8 protein-coding genes and 1 pseudogene are annotated in these 16,621 nt (G+C 63.7%); 7 read left to right on the top strand and 2 right to left on the bottom strand.

Translation table 11 applies throughout. From position 1 onward, the window contains the following. Window positions 1–8 precede the first annotated feature (8 nt). Window positions 9–746, bottom strand: coding sequence for a metallophosphoesterase (locus tag BPHY_RS22120; RefSeq protein ID WP_012403683.1), 738 nt, complete (start codon window positions 744–746; stop codon window positions 9–11). A 305-nt stretch (window positions 747–1,051) separates the two neighbouring features. Beyond that, window positions 1,052–1,243: a hypothetical protein gene (locus BPHY_RS22110; protein WP_041764531.1), complete on the bottom strand. Its 192-nt coding sequence runs from the start codon at window positions 1,241–1,243 to the stop codon at window positions 1,052–1,054. Window positions 1,244–1,296: 53 nt separating this feature from the next. Between BPHY_RS22110 and BPHY_RS39700 the strand changes: the two are divergent. From BPHY_RS39700 to treZ, 7 genes and pseudogenes are all read left to right on the top strand, one after another. After that, window positions 1,297–1,575 (top strand): annotated as a pseudogene (locus BPHY_RS39700) (isocitrate/isopropylmalate family dehydrogenase); the annotation flags it as partial. 245 nt (window positions 1,576–1,820) lie between these two features. Then, on the top strand, window positions 1,821–2,471 hold the full coding sequence (locus BPHY_RS22100; RefSeq protein ID WP_012403682.1) for a DUF1345 domain-containing protein: 651 nt from the start codon (window positions 1,821–1,823) through the stop codon (window positions 2,469–2,471). Between the two features lie 540 nt (window positions 2,472–3,011). Further along, complete coding sequence (locus BPHY_RS22095) at window positions 3,012–6,446, top strand: maltotransferase domain-containing protein (RefSeq protein ID WP_012403681.1); 3,435 nt, start codon at window positions 3,012–3,014, stop codon at window positions 6,444–6,446. A 9-nt stretch (window positions 6,447–6,455) separates the two neighbouring features. Continuing rightward, on the top strand, window positions 6,456–9,914 hold the full coding sequence (gene treS, locus BPHY_RS22090; protein ID WP_012403680.1) for a maltose alpha-D-glucosyltransferase: 3,459 nt from the start codon (window positions 6,456–6,458) through the stop codon (window positions 9,912–9,914). Next, a complete protein-coding gene (gene glgB / locus BPHY_RS22085) occupies window positions 9,907–12,132 on the top strand; it encodes a 1,4-alpha-glucan branching protein GlgB (protein ID WP_012403679.1) in 2,226 nt (741 codons plus the stop codon). The genes treS and glgB overlap by 8 nt, the downstream gene beginning before the upstream one ends. A gap of 263 nt (window positions 12,133–12,395) precedes the next feature. After that, a complete protein-coding gene (glgX, locus tag BPHY_RS22080) occupies window positions 12,396–14,609 on the top strand; it encodes a glycogen debranching protein GlgX (RefSeq protein ID WP_012403678.1) in 2,214 nt (737 codons plus the stop codon). Window positions 14,610–14,695: 86 nt separating this feature from the next. Further along, window positions 14,696–16,606, top strand: a complete 1,911-nt coding sequence (gene treZ / locus BPHY_RS22075; RefSeq protein WP_012403677.1) for a malto-oligosyltrehalose trehalohydrolase — start codon at window positions 14,696–14,698, stop codon at window positions 16,604–16,606. The last annotated feature ends 15 nt before the right edge of the window (window positions 16,607–16,621 follow it).

Here is a 16,621-nt window from a genome sequence, read left to right as displayed (position 1 = left end):
TGCGGCGTCTACGGCAGCGCCAGCGCCGAAGCACCGACCGAGCGCGCCACGTCGACGGTCACTGACCAGCGATTCGTCGTGCGCGCCTCGACGATCGTCAGCTTGCCGCCGGGACCGAACGCACCCGTATCGATGAACACTTGCGCGCCGATCTGCTGCACTTCGCGCATCGGCGTATGTCCGCAATACGTCAGCGACAGGCCGGACTGGGACCTCGGGTCCGCCGTGCCCATCGCGAGATTGCGGCCCCACAGCAGTTGCTGGCGCATGTCGGCGGAGAAGTCGTCGGCATCGAGTTCGGCGTCCGTGCCGAGAAACTCTGCGTGCAGCACGTTGAAGCGCTCGCTGCCCGAGCCGATGACGCGCACGAGCGGCAGCGTGCGCAGACGGTGCGCATAGGCGCGTAGCTTGTCGGCCGACAGATGCGCACTCCACAATCCGCCTATGCCGTACCACCATTGCTTCTTCAGCTTGCCTTCAGCGACGGCGCAGAGCGTGTCCTCGTGATTGCCGAGCACGGCATGGAACCAGGGCTTATCGAGCAATGCGAGGGCTTCTTCGGACTGCGAGCCACGGTCGACGAGATCGCCGACCGAGAACAACCGGTCTTGTGAAGGAGCGAATTCGATCTCGCGCAAAAGAAAGCGCAGCGCATCGAGGCATCCGTGCAGATCGCCGACGACGAAGTCGCGTCCCGTGCGATTCGCGGGATGATGTTGGACGAGAGTGAAAAGTGTGGAATCCATAACTGCATGATAGTGCGGGTCCGCAAGCGCTGTATGCGGGGCATCTCGCGTTTGGGCGCCAAATGGTCGGCGGTTTTTTGGTTTTGGTGTTCTTTTTGATGTTGCGGTTCGCGTTGCGCTTCTTCGGTTTTGGTTTTGCTTTCGCTTTCGCTTTCGCTTTCGCTTTCGCTTTCGCTGGCATCCGCGTGATGTCGTCTTGCTTCATGCGTTGCCCCTGTGCGGGGCGGCACCTACTTTCTTTGCGGCGGTGTACAGACTGGGGACATGGCTGGCACACGTACGGGGACATCGCTGACAGTTGATGGTCAGGGTTTGGGTGTCTTCAGGTCAAGTCTTGCGACGCGGTGATGGGCGAACCAGAGCTCGATCACCCCGTCTTCTTTCTGGCTCGGGCGGGCTGAGAGCGCGAGAAACGCGTCGATTCCGCCGCCGGCGGGCGGCGGCGTGTCGGCGAGCGCGGGCGCTATGCCCGCGACACGTGCGAGGACGTCCGACATCGCCCCGCAGCGTGCCGCCGATGCAAACGCAAGGCCGGCCCCCGAAGCGCACGCGCCGAGCATCCCACGTCGCGTTTCAGGCGGCGCAAAAGCGCGGCAAGAAGCTGACGTCCGTCGACAAGGCGAACGTGCTCGAAACGTCGCAGTTCTGGAAGGACATCATGATCGATGTGTCGAAGGAATATGCGGACGTCGAGCTGTCGCACATGTACGTCGACAACGCGGCGATGCAGCTCGTGAAGGCGCCGAAGTCGTTCGACGTGATCGTCACGGGCAATATGTTCGGCGACATTCTGTCCGACGAAGCGGCCATGTTGACGGGCTCGATCGGCACGACCTTCGATGCCCGATCGTCGACAGCCCTACCGCCTTTGCACGCTCGCCGGGTGCCACGCGCGAGAACGAAACAACCCGTGAAAGCCGCATGCAAGGCCAATGAGCAAAACTGCGGGAAAGCTATAACGTCCAGGCACCCATTCCGACAAATCATGCAGCATACCGACGTAGAATCGCCGCAGCCTTCAGAGTCGCACTGCGACATACCGTTGTCATACCATGCTGCCAGGAGCGCGCGCCCATGAGTGTCTATCCGCAGGTGTTGCGCAACCGGCCGCGCATGGTCCTGGGCTTCGTCGTTGGCGTGGCTATTGGCGCGCTCCTCGCCAGCGTGCAGATGCGACCGATCATCCGCGTGCTCGTCTCATGGGACGTCGCCGTGTGGACCTATCTCGCGCTGATGTGGATCGAGATGGCGCGCGCCGACCACGAGCGCGTGCGCGACATCGCCCAGCGCGAAGACGAGAATGCCGTCGTCGTGCTGGCCATCGTCTGCCTCTCGACGGTGGCCAGCATCGTCGCTATCGTGCTGGAACTTGCGTCGTCGAAAGGCAGCACGGGCGTGTCGCACTACGTCGTGACGGGCGTCACGTTGATCGGCGCGTGGTTCCTCGTACCGACCATCTTCACGCTGCACTACGCCCGCCTCCATTTCGGCACGGACCAGCAGCAAGCAGCGCTGAAGTTTCCCGACCACAAGCTCGAGCCGAACTACTGGGACTTCCTGTATTTCTCGTTCACGATCGCCGTCGCATCGCAGACGTCGGACGTCGTGCTGTGTTCGCGTGAGGTGCGGCGCGCAGCGCTCGCCCAGTCGGTGCTGTCGTTCTATTTCAACGTAGCCGTGCTCGGGCTGTGCGTGAATATGGCGGCGGGCCTGCTCGGATCGTAGCAGCGGCCACCCGTCTTTTCGATTCGTGCGCATGCGCGAGCTGCGAGGGTTCGCGCCTTGTCACCCGCTTCGCTGTCACGTGCGCGCGGCTATGGCAACATGCCATGTAACAGCCGTCCCACGACACACCCGAATTACACGCTTCCTCATTTTTCGCCGCGCCATTCGTATGAACGACGCCGCATGCGCATTTGCTGAATCGGCCGTACCGGGCTGCGCCAGGCGTCGTCGCCCGCCCGTCTGTGTTTCAGCCGTGGCTTTCCTGCCTTGTCTTCTGGCATAACGCTTGCTCCTAACCCGCCTGTCGACAGATTTCTGACCGATGACATGCAGCGCGAGCCCCCGCGAAGCTTCGTCCTTACCGGACAGTTTGCGGACAGTGTGAACTGACGCACCGCATGTCGATCAATGCACTACATTGAGCAGTACGCGCCGTCGCAGGACGCATCGCGCGGCATCCGGCTCTGAAGCCTAATAGGCGGTCGTGATCGCAGGAATATGCATCCACGCCGCAAAGCAGGACGAATCTGGAAACGACCGATGGAAGCTCCCCACGCCTACGCGCCGCGGATTTACTTCGTTCATTCTCCCCTCGTCGGACGGCTGGAAGCGTGGCCCGCGCAATTCGCGCACGCGGCTTCGCTCGGCTTCGATCATGTGCTGATCGGCGGGCTGTTCCAGCCGGGACAGGCGGGCCACGCGCAAATCGTCAGCGATCATGCGCGGCTGCATCCCGCGCTCGCCACCGACCAGCCCGCGCACGAAGGGCTGCAGCGTCTCGCCGAAACAGCGAGTCAGCATGGTCTCACCTTGCTGGTCGATCTCGTGATCGACCGCGCGGCCGCCGACGGTCAGCTCTATCGCGAGCATCGCGACTGGTTTCATCCGTTCGAGCCGGAAGAGGCGCGGCTCGATCCGCGTCATGCACGCCACGAAGACAACGTCGCGTATGCGAATTTCAGCAACGAGCATGTCGCCGGGCCGTTGATCGACTGGTGGGCGCATACGCTCGATGCGCTCGCCGACGCGGGCATCGGTGGCTTCCGGTTCGATTCGCCGCATCGTGTCCCTGTGTTTGCATGGCGGCGTCTGCTGGATGCCGTGCGCGCGTCGCGCCATCCGTCGACGCGCTTTCTCGCCGCCACGCCCGGCCTGGTGCGTTCGGACATCGTCGCGCTCGAAAGCGTAGGCTTCGATGCCGTGTTCTCGTCGTCGCGCTGGTGGGACTTCCGCGCGCCGTGGATGCTCGAGGAGCATGCCGTGCTGACGCGCGCCGGCTCGCCCATTGCGTTTCCCGAAGCGCCGTACGGCACGCGCCTCGCGGCGGACCTGGAGCAGGTGCACGACTCCGCTATCGTCGAGCGCGCGTATCGCCGTGCGTTGATGACGGCCGCGTCGACGGGTACGGGCTGGCTGATGCCGATGGGCTTCGAATACGGCATTGCCGAGCCGATCTCGCATACGCTCGGCGACGCCGGTCATTACGCAAGCCTGCGCAGCGCGGCGCGCTTCGATCTCAGCGAACGCGTTCGTCATGCAAATGCGATTGCGCGCGACACGTGGTCGTTGCAGACGAACGGCGAGCTGCGCTCGCTGTCCGGTCCCGACACGCATGCCGCGCTTCTACTACGCGGCGACAAAAGGGACCTGCGCGATGCGGACGAAGCGGTGCTGATCGCGATCAATCCCGAACTCGGCACACCCGTGCGCGTCGATCCCGCGCGCTTTCTCGACGGCGTGCCGGGCGGTTTCACGCGCTTCGTGCCGCTCGGCACGGAAACGCGCGGCGCGCCGCAGCCGCTCACGCCCTTCACGCTGCCGCCGGGCGCGTGCCGCCTGTTCCGCGCGGTCGCCGAAAGACCCGTCGTGCTCGCGCCGCCCATCGACAAGCAGAGCGCCACGACCTCGGGACACAAGAGCGTGCTCGATGCAATCGCGACATCGCGCGTCGCCATCGAAAGCGTGTCGCCTTCCGTCGATCACGGACGCTTTCCCGCCAAGCGGATCGTCGGCGAGCGCGTGCACGTGACGGCAGCCGTGTTCGCCGAAGGCCACGACAAGATCGCGGCCGCCGTGATCTGGCGCGCTGCCGACGAAACCGCATGGCACGAAACGCCGATGACGCCCGCGCAGCCCGCAGGCAACGACATCTGGGAGGCGCGCATCGCGCTCGAACGGCTCGGGCGTCACGAGTACACGGTGATCGCGTGGCGCGACGATTTCGCGTCGTTGGTCGATCACATGCAGAAGAAGCTGAAGGCTGATCAATCGGTCGATCTCGAAGTCGAGGAAGCGAAGCATCTGTTCGCGCTCGCGCTGGCCGAAGCGGAAACCGCCGAAGGCTCGCGGCCGCAGCAGCTCGAAGCGATCGTCAAGGAGTTCATGAAAGCCGATATGGGCGAGCGTCTTGCAATCGTGCTCGCGCCGACCACGGCTGAGGCGTTTGCCGCCGCGCGCCATCGTCCGGGGTTGTCGCGCGATCCGATCGTCTATCGCATCGACGCCGAACGCGCGGGCGCGCGCTTCGGCAGCTGGTACGAGATCTTCCCGCGCTCGATGAGCGACGACGAACATCGGCACGGCAATTTCGACGATGTGATCCGCAAACTGCCGCGCATCCGCGACATGGGCTTCGACGTGCTGTACTTCCCGCCGATCCACCCCATCGGCATCGCAAACCGCAAGGGCCGCAACAACACGCTCACGCCGGGACCGGACGACGTGGGCAGTCCGTATGCAATCGGCGGCGCAGCGGGTGGACACGATGCCGTGCATCCGCAGCTCGGCACGCTCGACGACTTCAAGCGCATGCTCGCCGCCGCGCACGAACATGGCCTCGAGATCGCACTCGACTTCGCGATTCAATGTTCGCCTGATCACCCGTGGCTGAAGCAGCATCCCACATGGTTCGCATGGCGTCCCGACGGCACGCTGCGTTACGCGGAAAATCCGCCGAAGAAGTATCAGGACATCGTGAATCCGGACTTCTATGCGCGCGACGCGAAGCCCGCGTTGTGGATCGCGCTGCGCGACGTGATCCTGTTCTGGATCGATGCAGGCGTGCGCATTTTCCGCGTCGATAATCCGCATACGAAGCCTTTTCCGTTCTGGGAATGGATGATCAACGATGTGCGCGCGCGGCATCCCGACGTGATCTTTCTGTCGGAAGCGTTCACACGCCCACGCGTGATGGCGCGGCTCGCCAAGCTCGGCTTCTCGCAGTCGTACACGTACTTCACGTGGCGCGAATCGAAGCGCGACTTCACCGAGTATCTGACGGAACTCACACAGACCAGTCTGCGCGACTTCTTCCGGCCTAACTTCTTCGTGAACACGCCCGATATCAACCCGCGCCATCTGCAAAGACAGGGACGCCCAGGCTTTCTGATTCGCGCGGCGCTCGCGACGATGCTGTCTGGACTGTGGGGCGTATATAGCGGTTTCGAACTGTGCGAAGCCGCCGCGTTGCCGAACAGCGAAGAGTACCTGGATTCGGAGAAGTACCAGATCCGCGCGTGGGACTGGAACCGGCCCGGCAACATCGTGCGCGAGATCACGGAACTGAACCGTATCCGCCGCACGAATCCCGCGCTGCATACGCATCTGAATCTCACGTTCCTGCCGGCGCACAACGATCACATCCTGTTCTTCGAAAAAGCCACGGAAGCGCGCGACAACGTGATCGTCGTCGCGATCAATCTCGATCCGCACAACGAGCAGGGCGCGGATATCGAGTTGTCGTGGTCCACATTCAACCGCTGGGGCGTGCACGATCACAGCACCATCGACGTGATCGACCAGATGACGGGCGAGCGGTTTCAATGGCAGGGCCGATGGCAACACGTACGGCTCGATCCCGGCACTCGGCCGTTCGCGATCTGGCGCATTGCGCCCGCGGGCGGCCTGCCGCGCGAGGCCGTTCCCGACGATGCCGACGCGCATCGGGCCGCCCATGACACGACATTCAATGAATGAAGGTGCGACATGAAACGTGACGATCCCGCAGAAAGCACGTCGCAGGCCCATATCACCGACACGACGACGGCAGCCGCGCCATCGAAGCCGCGTACGGCACGGCGCGGCAAAGTGTCGACCCTATCGGACGATCCGCTCTGGTACAAGGACGCGATCATTTACCAGGTGCACATCAAGTCGTTCTTCGATGCGAACAACGACGGCGTCGGCGATTTCCCCGGCCTGATCGCAAAGCTCGACTACATCGCGGAACTCGGCGTGAGCGCGATCTGGCTGTTGCCGTTCTATCCGTCGCCGCGCCGCGACGACGGATACGATATCGCCGACTATCGCAACGTGCACCCCGACTACGGTACGATCGGCGACGTCAAGCGCTTCATTCAGGAAGCCCACGCGCGCGGGCTGCGCGTGATTACCGAGCTCGTCATCAACCACACGTCGGACCAGCATCCTTGGTTCCAGCGCGCACGCCGCGCGAAGCCCGGCTCGAATCATCGCAACTACTACGTATGGTCGGACACGGACAAGAAGTACGAGAAGACGCGCATTATCTTCATCGACACGGAACCGTCGAACTGGACGCACGATCCCGTCGCGGGCCAGTACTACTGGCACCGTTTCTACTCGCACCAGCCCGACCTGAACTTCGACAACCCCGCCGTGATGCGCGAAGTGCTGCAAGTGATGCGCTTCTGGCTCGATATGGGCATCGACGGTCTGCGGCTCGATGCCGTGCCCTATCTCGTGGAACGCGAAGGCACGAACAACGAGAACCTTCCCGAAACGCACGCAATCTTGAAGAAGATTCGCGCGACCATCGACGCAGAGTATCCGAACCGGATGCTGCTGGCCGAAGCGAATCAGTGGCCGGAAGACGTGCAGGAATACTTCGGCAATGAAGACGAATGCCACATGGCGTTCCACTTCCCGCTGATGCCGCGCATCTACATGTCGATCGCGAGCGAGGACCGCTTCCCGATCACCGACATCATGAAGCAGACGCCGGATCTCGCGGAAACGAACCAGTGGGCGATCTTCCTGCGCAATCACGATGAACTCACGCTCGAAATGGTCACGGACTCCGAGCGCGACTACTTGTGGAACACGTATGCGAGCGACCGCCGGGCACGCCTGAACCTGGGCATCCGCCGACGCCTCGCGCCGCTGATGGAGCGCGACCGCCGCCGCATCGAACTGATCAATTCGCTGCTCCTGTCGATGCCCGGCACGCCTGTCATCTATTACGGCGACGAGCTCGGCATGGGCGACAACATTCACCTCGGCGACCGGGACGGCGTGCGCACGCCGATGCAGTGGTCGTCGGACAGAAACGGTGGCTTCTCGCGCGCCGACCCCGAGCAGCTCGTGCTGCCGCCCGTGATGGGCGCGCTGTACGGCTTCGACGCCGTCAATGTTGAAGCGCAAAACCGCGACCCGCATTCGCTGCTCAACTGGACGCGCCGCATGCTAGCGACACGCCGCTCGAAGCACACGTTCGGGCGCGGCACGATCCGCTTTCTGAAGCCGAGCAACCGCAAGATACTCGCGTATCTGCGCGAGCTGCCCGGCGAGCCGCCCATTCTGTGCGTCGCAAACCTGTCGCGCGCACCGCAGGCGGTCGAACTCGATCTGTCGGAATTCAACGGGGCGACGCCGATAGAAATGACGGCCGATTCCGTTTTTCCGCGCATCGGCCAGCTGACGTATCTGCTGACGTTTCCCCCATACGGCTTCCTGTGGTTCCTTCTTTGCGAAGGCCAGGACCGCCCCACATGGAGCCAGCCGCCGTCCGAGCCGCTCCCCGATTTCGTCACCATCGTGATTCGCGAAGGCCAGACGGGCCCGACGCCGGAAAACGTGAGGCTGCTCGAATCCGAAGTGCTGCCATCGTGGCTGGGACGCCGCCGCTGGTTTGCATCGAAGGATCAGAAGATGCACGCGGTGCGGCTCGCCGCGCTCACGACGATTCCGGAAGCGGGCTTCGCTTTCACGGAAATCGAAGCGGATGTCGGCGACCACACGGAACGTTATGTGCTGCCCATCGCGATTACGTGGGGCGCCGATACGACCAACCCGCTTTTCATGCAACTCGCGCTCGCACGCGTGCGCCGCGGCCGCAACGTGGGCCATCTGACGGACGCGTTTGCGCTGCCGCTGTTCGCTTATGGCACATTGCGCAAATTGCGCGAACGCGCCGCCGTGCCGACCGTGCAGAAGAGCACGATCCACTTCATTCCGACGGACCGTTTCGCCGAACTCGAACTGGGCGATCAGCCGGAAATCCGCTGGCTCGCTGCCGAGCAAAGTAACAGCTCGCTCGTGATCGCCGACAAGGTGGTGCTGAAGCTCGTGCGGCGTCTGCTGAAGGGCGTGCATCCAGAAGCGGAAATGACCCGCTATCTGACGCAGCTCGGCTACGCGAACACGGCGCCGCTGATCGGCGAAGTGGTGCGCGTCGATCCCGAGAACGTGCCGCATACGCTGTGCATCCTGCAAGGCTTCGTCGACAACCAGGGCGATGCATGGAACTGGGCGCTCGACACATTGCGCCGTTCGATCGACGAACTCGCGCTCGTGATGGACGGCAGCGATGCGAACCAGGCGAATCAGGATCGCGTGAACGAAGAAGAGGCGATTGAAGGCTACGCGTCGTACATGGGCATCATCGGCAAGCGGCTCGGCGAGCTGCATGTGGCGCTCGCGGCGCCCTCGGACGATCCCGCGTTCGATCCCGAACCCGCCGGTGCGCAGCAGGTGCAGGCGTGGATCGACGGCACGCAGAAGCTGCTGGCCGTCGCGCTTGAACAGCTCGAAAAGAACGTCGGTCAGCTCGGCGAGGATGCCGCGCTGCTGGGGCGCAGCATCCTCGATCGCAAGGACAAGCTCGTCGAAGCAGTGTCGAAGCTGGTGACGCCCGATGCACATGCACTGCGTACGCGCATTCACGGCGACTTTCATCTGGGCCAGGTGCTGGTGTCGCAAGGCGACGCGTTCCTGATCGACTTCGAAGGCGAGCCCGCGCGCGAACTCGACGAACGGCGAGCGAAATCGAGCCCGTTGCGCGACGTCGCGGGTCTGCTGCGTTCGCTGTCGTATGCGAGCGCCGCTGCACAATCGACAATGGAAGCCGCGCCGCAAATGACGGCCGACCGCAAGCGCGTGCTCTTCGAGCGCTTCCGTGTTGCGGCCGCCGAGGCCTTCCTTGATCGGTACCGCGAGGCGACACAGGCGGCAGCACAGCCGCTCGTCGCGGCCGAGCACGAACAGGCGCTGCTCAATCTGTTCCTGATCGAAAAGGCCGCCTATGAAATCCGCTATGAGGCGGCCAACCGGCCGACGTGGCTCAGCTTGCCGGTGCGCGGACTCGCCGCACTGACGAGCAGCCTGCTCGGTGACACGGGCGCGGGGCCGCATTCTCCGTCGGCTGCCGCGACACCGCCAGAAGGATCAGAGGGTGACTATGAGTGAGCAACACAACGTTCAACTAGATGCGGCCGGTCTGAATCGCGTGGACCTGGATGCGCTCGTCGATGCGCGCCATCACGATCCGTTTTCGCAACTGGGCATGCACCAGACAAGCGCCGGTCCCGTCGTCCGCGTGATGCTGCCGAACGCAGCGCACGTCGCGGTGATTGCGCGCGACGACGGCCGGCTGCTCGGCGAACTGGAACAGCTGCATCCGGGCGGCCTGTTCGCGGGCCCGGTTAGCGAAGCCGTGCCGTATCGCTTGCGGATCGACTGGCATGGCTCGGTGCAGGAGATCGAAGACACCTATTCATTCGGCTCCGTGCTCGGCGACGAGCCGTTGCAGCGCGTCGCGTGGGGCGATCCCTATGCGGTGCTCGAATGCCTCGGGTCGCGGCCCCACACGATGGACGGCGTGCCTGGCGTGCGCTTCGCGGTGTGGGCGCCGAATGCGCGGCGCGTGTCGGTCGTGGGCGACTTCAACTCGTGGGACGGCCGCCGGCATCCGATGCGTCTGCGCCACCAGGCAGGCGTGTGGGAACTGTTTGTGCCGCGCATCGGCGCGGGCACGCGCTACAAGTACGAGATGCTGGCGCGCGACGGGCATCCACTGCCGCTCAAGGCCGACCCTTGCGCGATGCAGACGGAGAAGCCGCCCGCGACGGCATCCATCGTCGCGCATGTCGACGAGGTCGAGCATTTCCCGTGGACGGACGGCGACTGGATGCAGACGCGTGGGGGCAAGCAGACGGCGCAATCGGCGATTTCGATTTACGAGGTGCACGCGGAATCGTGGCTGCGCATCGCGGAGGAAGGGCATCGCGGCCTGAACTGGTCGGAGCTGGCGGATCGCCTGATTCCGTACGCGAAGGAAATGGGCTTCACGCATATCGAGTTCATGCCCGTGGCCGAGCATCCCTTCGGCGGCTCGTGGGGTTATCAGCCGCTGTCGCAGTTCGCGCCGTCGGCACGCTTCGGCACGCCGGAGCAGTTCGCGGGCTTCGTGAACCGCGCGCACGAAGCGGGACTCGGCGTGATTCTCGACTGGGTGCCTGCGCACTTTCCGAACGATTCACATGGGCTGGTGGAGTTCGACGGCACGCCGCTTTACGAGCATGCCGATCCGCGCGAGGGCTATCACCAGGACTGGAACACGATGATTTACAACCTCGGCCGCAACGAGGTGAGCGCGTTCCTCATCGCGTCGGCGCTGGCGTGGCTGAAGCGCTATCACGTCGACGGCCTGCGCGTCGATGCTGTCGCGTCGATGCTCTACCGCGACTATTCACGCGCGGCGGGCGAGTGGGTGCCGAATATTTATGGCGGCCGTGAGAATCTCGAGTCGATTGCGTTTCTGAAGCGCCTGAATCATGAAGTGCAGCATATGCCAGACGTGCACGGCGCAATCACGATCGCGGAGGAATCGACGGCATGGCCGGGCGTGACGGCGCGCGTCGACGATGGCGGACTGGGCTTTCAGTTCAAGTGGAACATGGGCTGGATGCACGACACGCTGCACTACATGCATGAAGACCCGATCTATCGGCAATGGCATCACCACAACATGACGTTTGCGATGGTGTACGCGTATTCGGAGAAGTTCGTGCTGCCTTTGTCACACGATGAAGTCGTGCACGGCAAAGGCTCGCTGCTGGGCAAGATGCCGGGCGACCGCTGGCAAAAGTTTGCGAATCTGCGAGCGTACTTCGGGTTCATGTGGACGCATCCGGGCAAGAAGCTGATGTTCATGGGCGGCGAGTTCGGGCAGATGGCGGAGTTCGATCACGACGGATCGCCGCACTGGCATCTGCTCGACGACGAGTTGCACCACGGGGTGCAACGTCTGGTGCGCGATCTGAACCGGTTGTATCGTGAGGAACCGGCGCTGCATCGTCTCGATACTGAGCCGGGCGGGTTCGAGTGGATCATCGGCGATGACACCGCTAATTCTGTTTTCGCCTGGCGTCGCGTGGATGGCGCGGGGCGTGAACTCATTACGGTGTGCAACTTCACGCCCGTGCCGCGGCATGGCTATCGGGTCGGGATGCCTCGTCCGGGGCGTTGGGTCGAAGTCGTGAATACAGATGCCGCGGTTTACGGCGGGTCTAACGTTGGCAACGGCGGTGTGATCTATACGGATGAGGTGGCGGCGCATGGGCGGCCGCAGTCCGCTGCTCTGGTGTTGCCACCATTGGGGACGATTGTGCTCAGGGCCGATTGAGGTTGGGTGTGGTTGTCGCTGACATCTGCGTATTGCCTTTGTGATTCATGCGTTGCGCCTGTGCGGGCAACGCATGAACACCGACACGCATTCGCGAATGCCGGCGGCAAATTAGAGCAAACCCGAAATAAGAGCAAACCCGAAACCATCTGCACCCGCCGACAAAACAGAGAATCTCACAGCCAGAACAGAAGGCAAACCGTAACCAAGAGGGCAAAGTAAAAGACCGCTTCTAAAGCTTAAAAAACAAAACAGGATTTGCCATGTCGCACGTACTTCCTGACCGTCTGTTGCCGGGCAATCCCTACCCGCTGGGTTCGAGCTGGGACGGACTGGGCGTGAACTTCGCCGTGTTCTCGGCGAACGCTCAACGTATCGAGCTCTGCCTCTTCGAGCCGACAGGCAGAAAAGAACTGAAGCGCTATGCGCTTCCCGAATGCACCGACGAAGTCTGGCACGGCTACCTGCCGCACGCACACCCCGGCACGGTCTACGCCTTCAGGGCGCACGGCCCGTACCAACCGCAACACGGGCATCGCTTCAATCCGCACAAGCTGTTGCTCGACCCGTACGCACGCAAGCTCGTCGGCCAGTTTCGATGGTCCGATGCGCTGTTCAGCTATCGCGTGCATTCGAACAGAATGGATCTCTCGATCGACCGACGCGACTCGGCGCCCGCCATGCCCAAATGCGTCGTCGTCGACGAAGCGTTCGACTGGTCGCACGACACACGCCCCAACGTGCCGTGGAGCGAAACCGTCATCTACGAGACCCACGTGCGCGGTGCATCGATGTTGCGCAAGGATCTCCGCGCGCCCGAACGCGGCACGTTCGCCGCACTCGCATCGCCGGAATTCATCGAACATCTGCTGAAGCTCGGCGTCACGGCCGTCGAACTGCTGCCCGTGCACGCATTCCTGAACGACCGCTTCCTCGTCGAGCGCGGGCTGCGCAACTACTGGGGCTACAACACGGCCGCGTTCTTTGCGCCCGAGCCGTCGTATCTGTCGGCACACCGGCTCGATGAAATGCGCATCGCCGTCCGTCAACTGCACGCGGCGGGAATCGAGGTGATACTCGACGTCGTCTACAACCACACATGCGAAGGCAATGAAATGGGCCCTACCGTGTCGTGGCGAGGACTCGACAACGCCAGCTATTACCGCCTCATCCCAGGCGACGAGCGCCATCACATCAACGACACGGGCTGCGGCAACACCCTCAACCTGCCCCATCCGCGCGTGCTGCAAATGGTGATGGACTCGCTGCGCTACTGGTCGACGGCTTTCAATATCGACGGCTTCCGTTTCGATCTCGGCGTCACGCTCGGCCGCGAGCATTCGGGTTTCGATCCCGGTTCGGGCTTCTTCGACGCGCTCCGGCAAGACCCCATCCTGTCGCAACGCAAGCTGATCTCCGAACCGTGGGACATCGGGCCGGGCGGCTATCAGCTCGGCAATCATCCGCCCGGCGTGAGCGAATGGAACGACCGTTTCCGCGACTCCGTGCGGCGCTTCTGGCGCGGCGACGCCGGCATGCGTCCCGATCTCGCCGCGCGCCTGACGGGATCGGCGGATCTGTTCAACCGGCGTTTTCGCAAGCCGACGGCGTCGATCAACTTCGTCACGTCGCACGACGGCTTCACGCTCGCCGATCTCGTGTCGTACTCGCACAAGCACAACGAGGCCAACAACGAAAACAACAACGACGGGCACAACGAGAACTTCGGCTCGAACTGGGGCGTCGAAGGTCCCACCGATGAGCCCGCCATCGCCGAAACGCGAGAGCGTGTGTCCCGTTCGCTGATCGCGACGCTGTTCGTCGCGCTCGGCACGCCGATGATGCTCGCCGGCGACGAAATGGGCCGCACGCAGCGCGGCAACAACAACGCGTACTGCCAGGATAACGAAATTTCCTGGATAGATTGGGAACGTGCCGCCCTCCCACACGGGCGCAAAATGACTATGTTTTTCGCGCGCATCATCGCGTTGCGAAAGCTGCATCCGCTGCTGCGCGAAAACCGCTTCCTGTTTGGCGATCGCGAAGTATTGCCCGGGCTCTATGACGTCGGGTGGTTCGACGAGCACGGCGAAGCGCTGACCATCGAAGCATGGCAGGACCCGGAAGGCCGAGCGTTCACGCTGCGGCGCGCAGGCGCGGGGCTGAACGGAGAAACGGAAGTATTGTTGATGATGTTGAACGCAGCCGCGACGGCTGTGCGTTTCACGCCGCCTCCGCCGCACCTGGAATGGCATGTGCTGCTGGATACGGCGGACCCCGAGGCGCCGCCCGCGCCGCTCGCCACGCCCGATCTGGAAGTGGCCGCGCACAGCATGGTCGTGCTCGCTGCGCAGCCCACGGGCGACGCGGACTGGCAGGCGAGCTGGCGCGCGGGCGCGCAGTACGGTCCGCGTCTGTTGACGGCGCTGCCGCCGGACCCGGGCACGTCGATGCCGGAACCGGAACAGTCCGGCTAGACGTGCGCGTGCTGCTATCGAATGAATGCCGATGCTGACTGTACGAATGCGTACATCCGTCAGCGTGCCGACGAATGGTGACAAACATGCATGAACGTCCGATCGACCCTCACGCGCATCATTACGCGCACTGCCTGCCGTTCGGCGCGCAACTGCTCGGTGCGACGGGCGCGAAGCCGCGCACGCGCTTCCGGCTGTGGGCGCCTTCGTGCGCAAAGGTGCAGCTCGCCGTCGAAAGCGGCCAGGGCGAGCAGGCCTCGGGCACGCACGATATGAGCCCGACGGGCAACGGCTGGTTCGAGGCCGAAATCGACTGTAGCGCGGGCACGCTGTATCGGTACAAGCTCGACGGCGCGCTGCTGATCCCCGACCCCGCGTCGCGCTTCCAGCCGCAAGACGTGCACGGACCCAGCGAAGTGATCGATCCGCGCGCATACGCGTGGCAGCACACGAACTGGTGCGGCCGCCCGTGGGAAGAAACGGTGCTGTACGAGCTGCATGTCGGCGCGCTGGGCGGCTATGCCGGCGTGATGAAGCGCCTGCCCGCGATCGCCGCGCTCGGCGTCACCGCGATCGAACTGATGCCGCTCAACGATTTCTCCGGCACGCGCAACTGGGGCTACGACGGTGTGCTGCCGTATGCGCCCGACTCCGCATATGGGCGCCCCGACGAACTGAAAGCGCTGATCGACGCCGCGCACGGTCACGGTCTAGCCGTGTTTCTCGATGTCGTCTACAACCACTTCGGCCCGGACGGCAATTATCTCCAGCAGTACGCAAAGCCGTTCTTCCGCGAGGGCACGCACACGCCGTGGGGCCCCGCCATCGACTTCGCACGCAGCGAAGTGAGCGAGTTCTTCTGCGACAACGCGCTGTACTGGCTGAACGAATATCGCTTCGACGGCCTGCGCCTCGACGCCGTGCATGCGATCGACAACGACGACTGGCTGCGCAGTTTTTCCGATCACGTGCGCGCGCATGTGCAACATGGCCGCCATGTGCATCTCGTGCTGGAAAACGAGCGCAATACGGCGAGCCTGCTCGACACGCATTTCACCGCGCAATGGAACGACGACGGGCACAACACGCTGCACGTGCTGCTGACGGGCGAACACGAAGGCTATTACGCCGCCTACGCCGACCGGCCGATACAGAAGCTCGCGAGAATTCTGGGCAGCGGTTTCGGCTATCAGGGCGACCCTTCGCCGATTCACGACGGCAAGCCGCGCGGCCAGCCCAGCGGCCATCTGCCGCCCGCTTCGTTCGTGCTGTTTCTGCAAAACCACGACCAGGTCGGCAATCGCGCAATGGGTGAGCGTCTGCGCTCGCTTTGCTCCGACGACGCGCTGCGCGCCGCGACGGGCCTGTTGCTGCTGTCGCCGCAAATACCGCTGCTGTTCATGGACGAAGAGTACGGCTCGACACAGCCGTTCCTGTTCTTCACCGACTACACCGGCGATCTCGCGGATGCCGTGCGCGAAGGGCGCCGCAAAGAGTTCGCACGCTTTTCCGCGTTTGCCGACGAAAAGCGCCGCGCGCTGATCCCCGATCCAAACGATCGGCAGACGCTCGCCATATCGTCGCCCGTCGAACGTCGCGGCGATTCGCCCGAGCACAAGGATGCGCTCGACTGGATGCATTTCTACAAGTCCGCGCTCGCCGTGCGCGCCAAGCTGATCGCGCCGCGTCTAAAGCACGCGAGGCCGCTTGGCGCGACCGTGCTCGAGGCTTCTGGCGCACGCGAAGCGGACGCGCTCGTCGCGCGCTGGAAGCTCGCCGACGGCGAGACGCTGTCGATCGCACTGAATCTCGGCAAGGACGCCGTGCGGCTCGACGAGTGTCCCGCAGGCAAGGTGATCTTCGAAACGCCGCCGCGCGTGCGCGATCGCGTCGACGCGGGCGAGTTGCCGTCGAACGCATTCGTCGCGTGGCTGACGGGCGACGTCAGCCAATACGCGGTCGGCCATGACGCGCGCAAGCACGTTCAAGAGGAGTGACACGCGTGGCCACGA

The organism is Paraburkholderia phymatum STM815 (assembly GCF_000020045.1).
GTDB classification, from domain to species: Bacteria; Pseudomonadota; Gammaproteobacteria; order Burkholderiales; family Burkholderiaceae; genus Paraburkholderia; species Paraburkholderia phymatum.
Note: the sequence above shows the minus strand (reverse complement) of the source record. Positions and strands in the feature narration are given on the sequence as shown.

Coding starts and splice junctions, on each gene's coding strand:
- glgX (WP_012403678.1), top strand. CDS start 12,396: ATGTCGCACGTACTTCCTGACCGTCTGTTGCCGGGCAATCCCTACCCG.
- glgB (WP_012403679.1), top strand. CDS start 9,907: ATGAGTGAGCAACACAACGTTCAACTAGATGCGGCCGGTCTGAATCGC.
- BPHY_RS22100 (WP_012403682.1), top strand. CDS start 1,821: ATGAGTGTCTATCCGCAGGTGTTGCGCAACCGGCCGCGCATGGTCCTG.
- treZ (WP_012403677.1), top strand. CDS start 14,696: ATGCATGAACGTCCGATCGACCCTCACGCGCATCATTACGCGCACTGC.
- treS (WP_012403680.1), top strand. CDS start 6,456: ATGAAACGTGACGATCCCGCAGAAAGCACGTCGCAGGCCCATATCACC.
- BPHY_RS22120 (WP_012403683.1), bottom strand. CDS start 746: ATGGATTCCACACTTTTCACTCTCGTCCAACATCATCCCGCGAATCGC.
- BPHY_RS22110 (WP_041764531.1), bottom strand. CDS start 1,243: ATGTCGGACGTCCTCGCACGTGTCGCGGGCATAGCGCCCGCGCTCGCC.
- BPHY_RS22095 (WP_012403681.1), top strand. CDS start 3,012: ATGGAAGCTCCCCACGCCTACGCGCCGCGGATTTACTTCGTTCATTCT.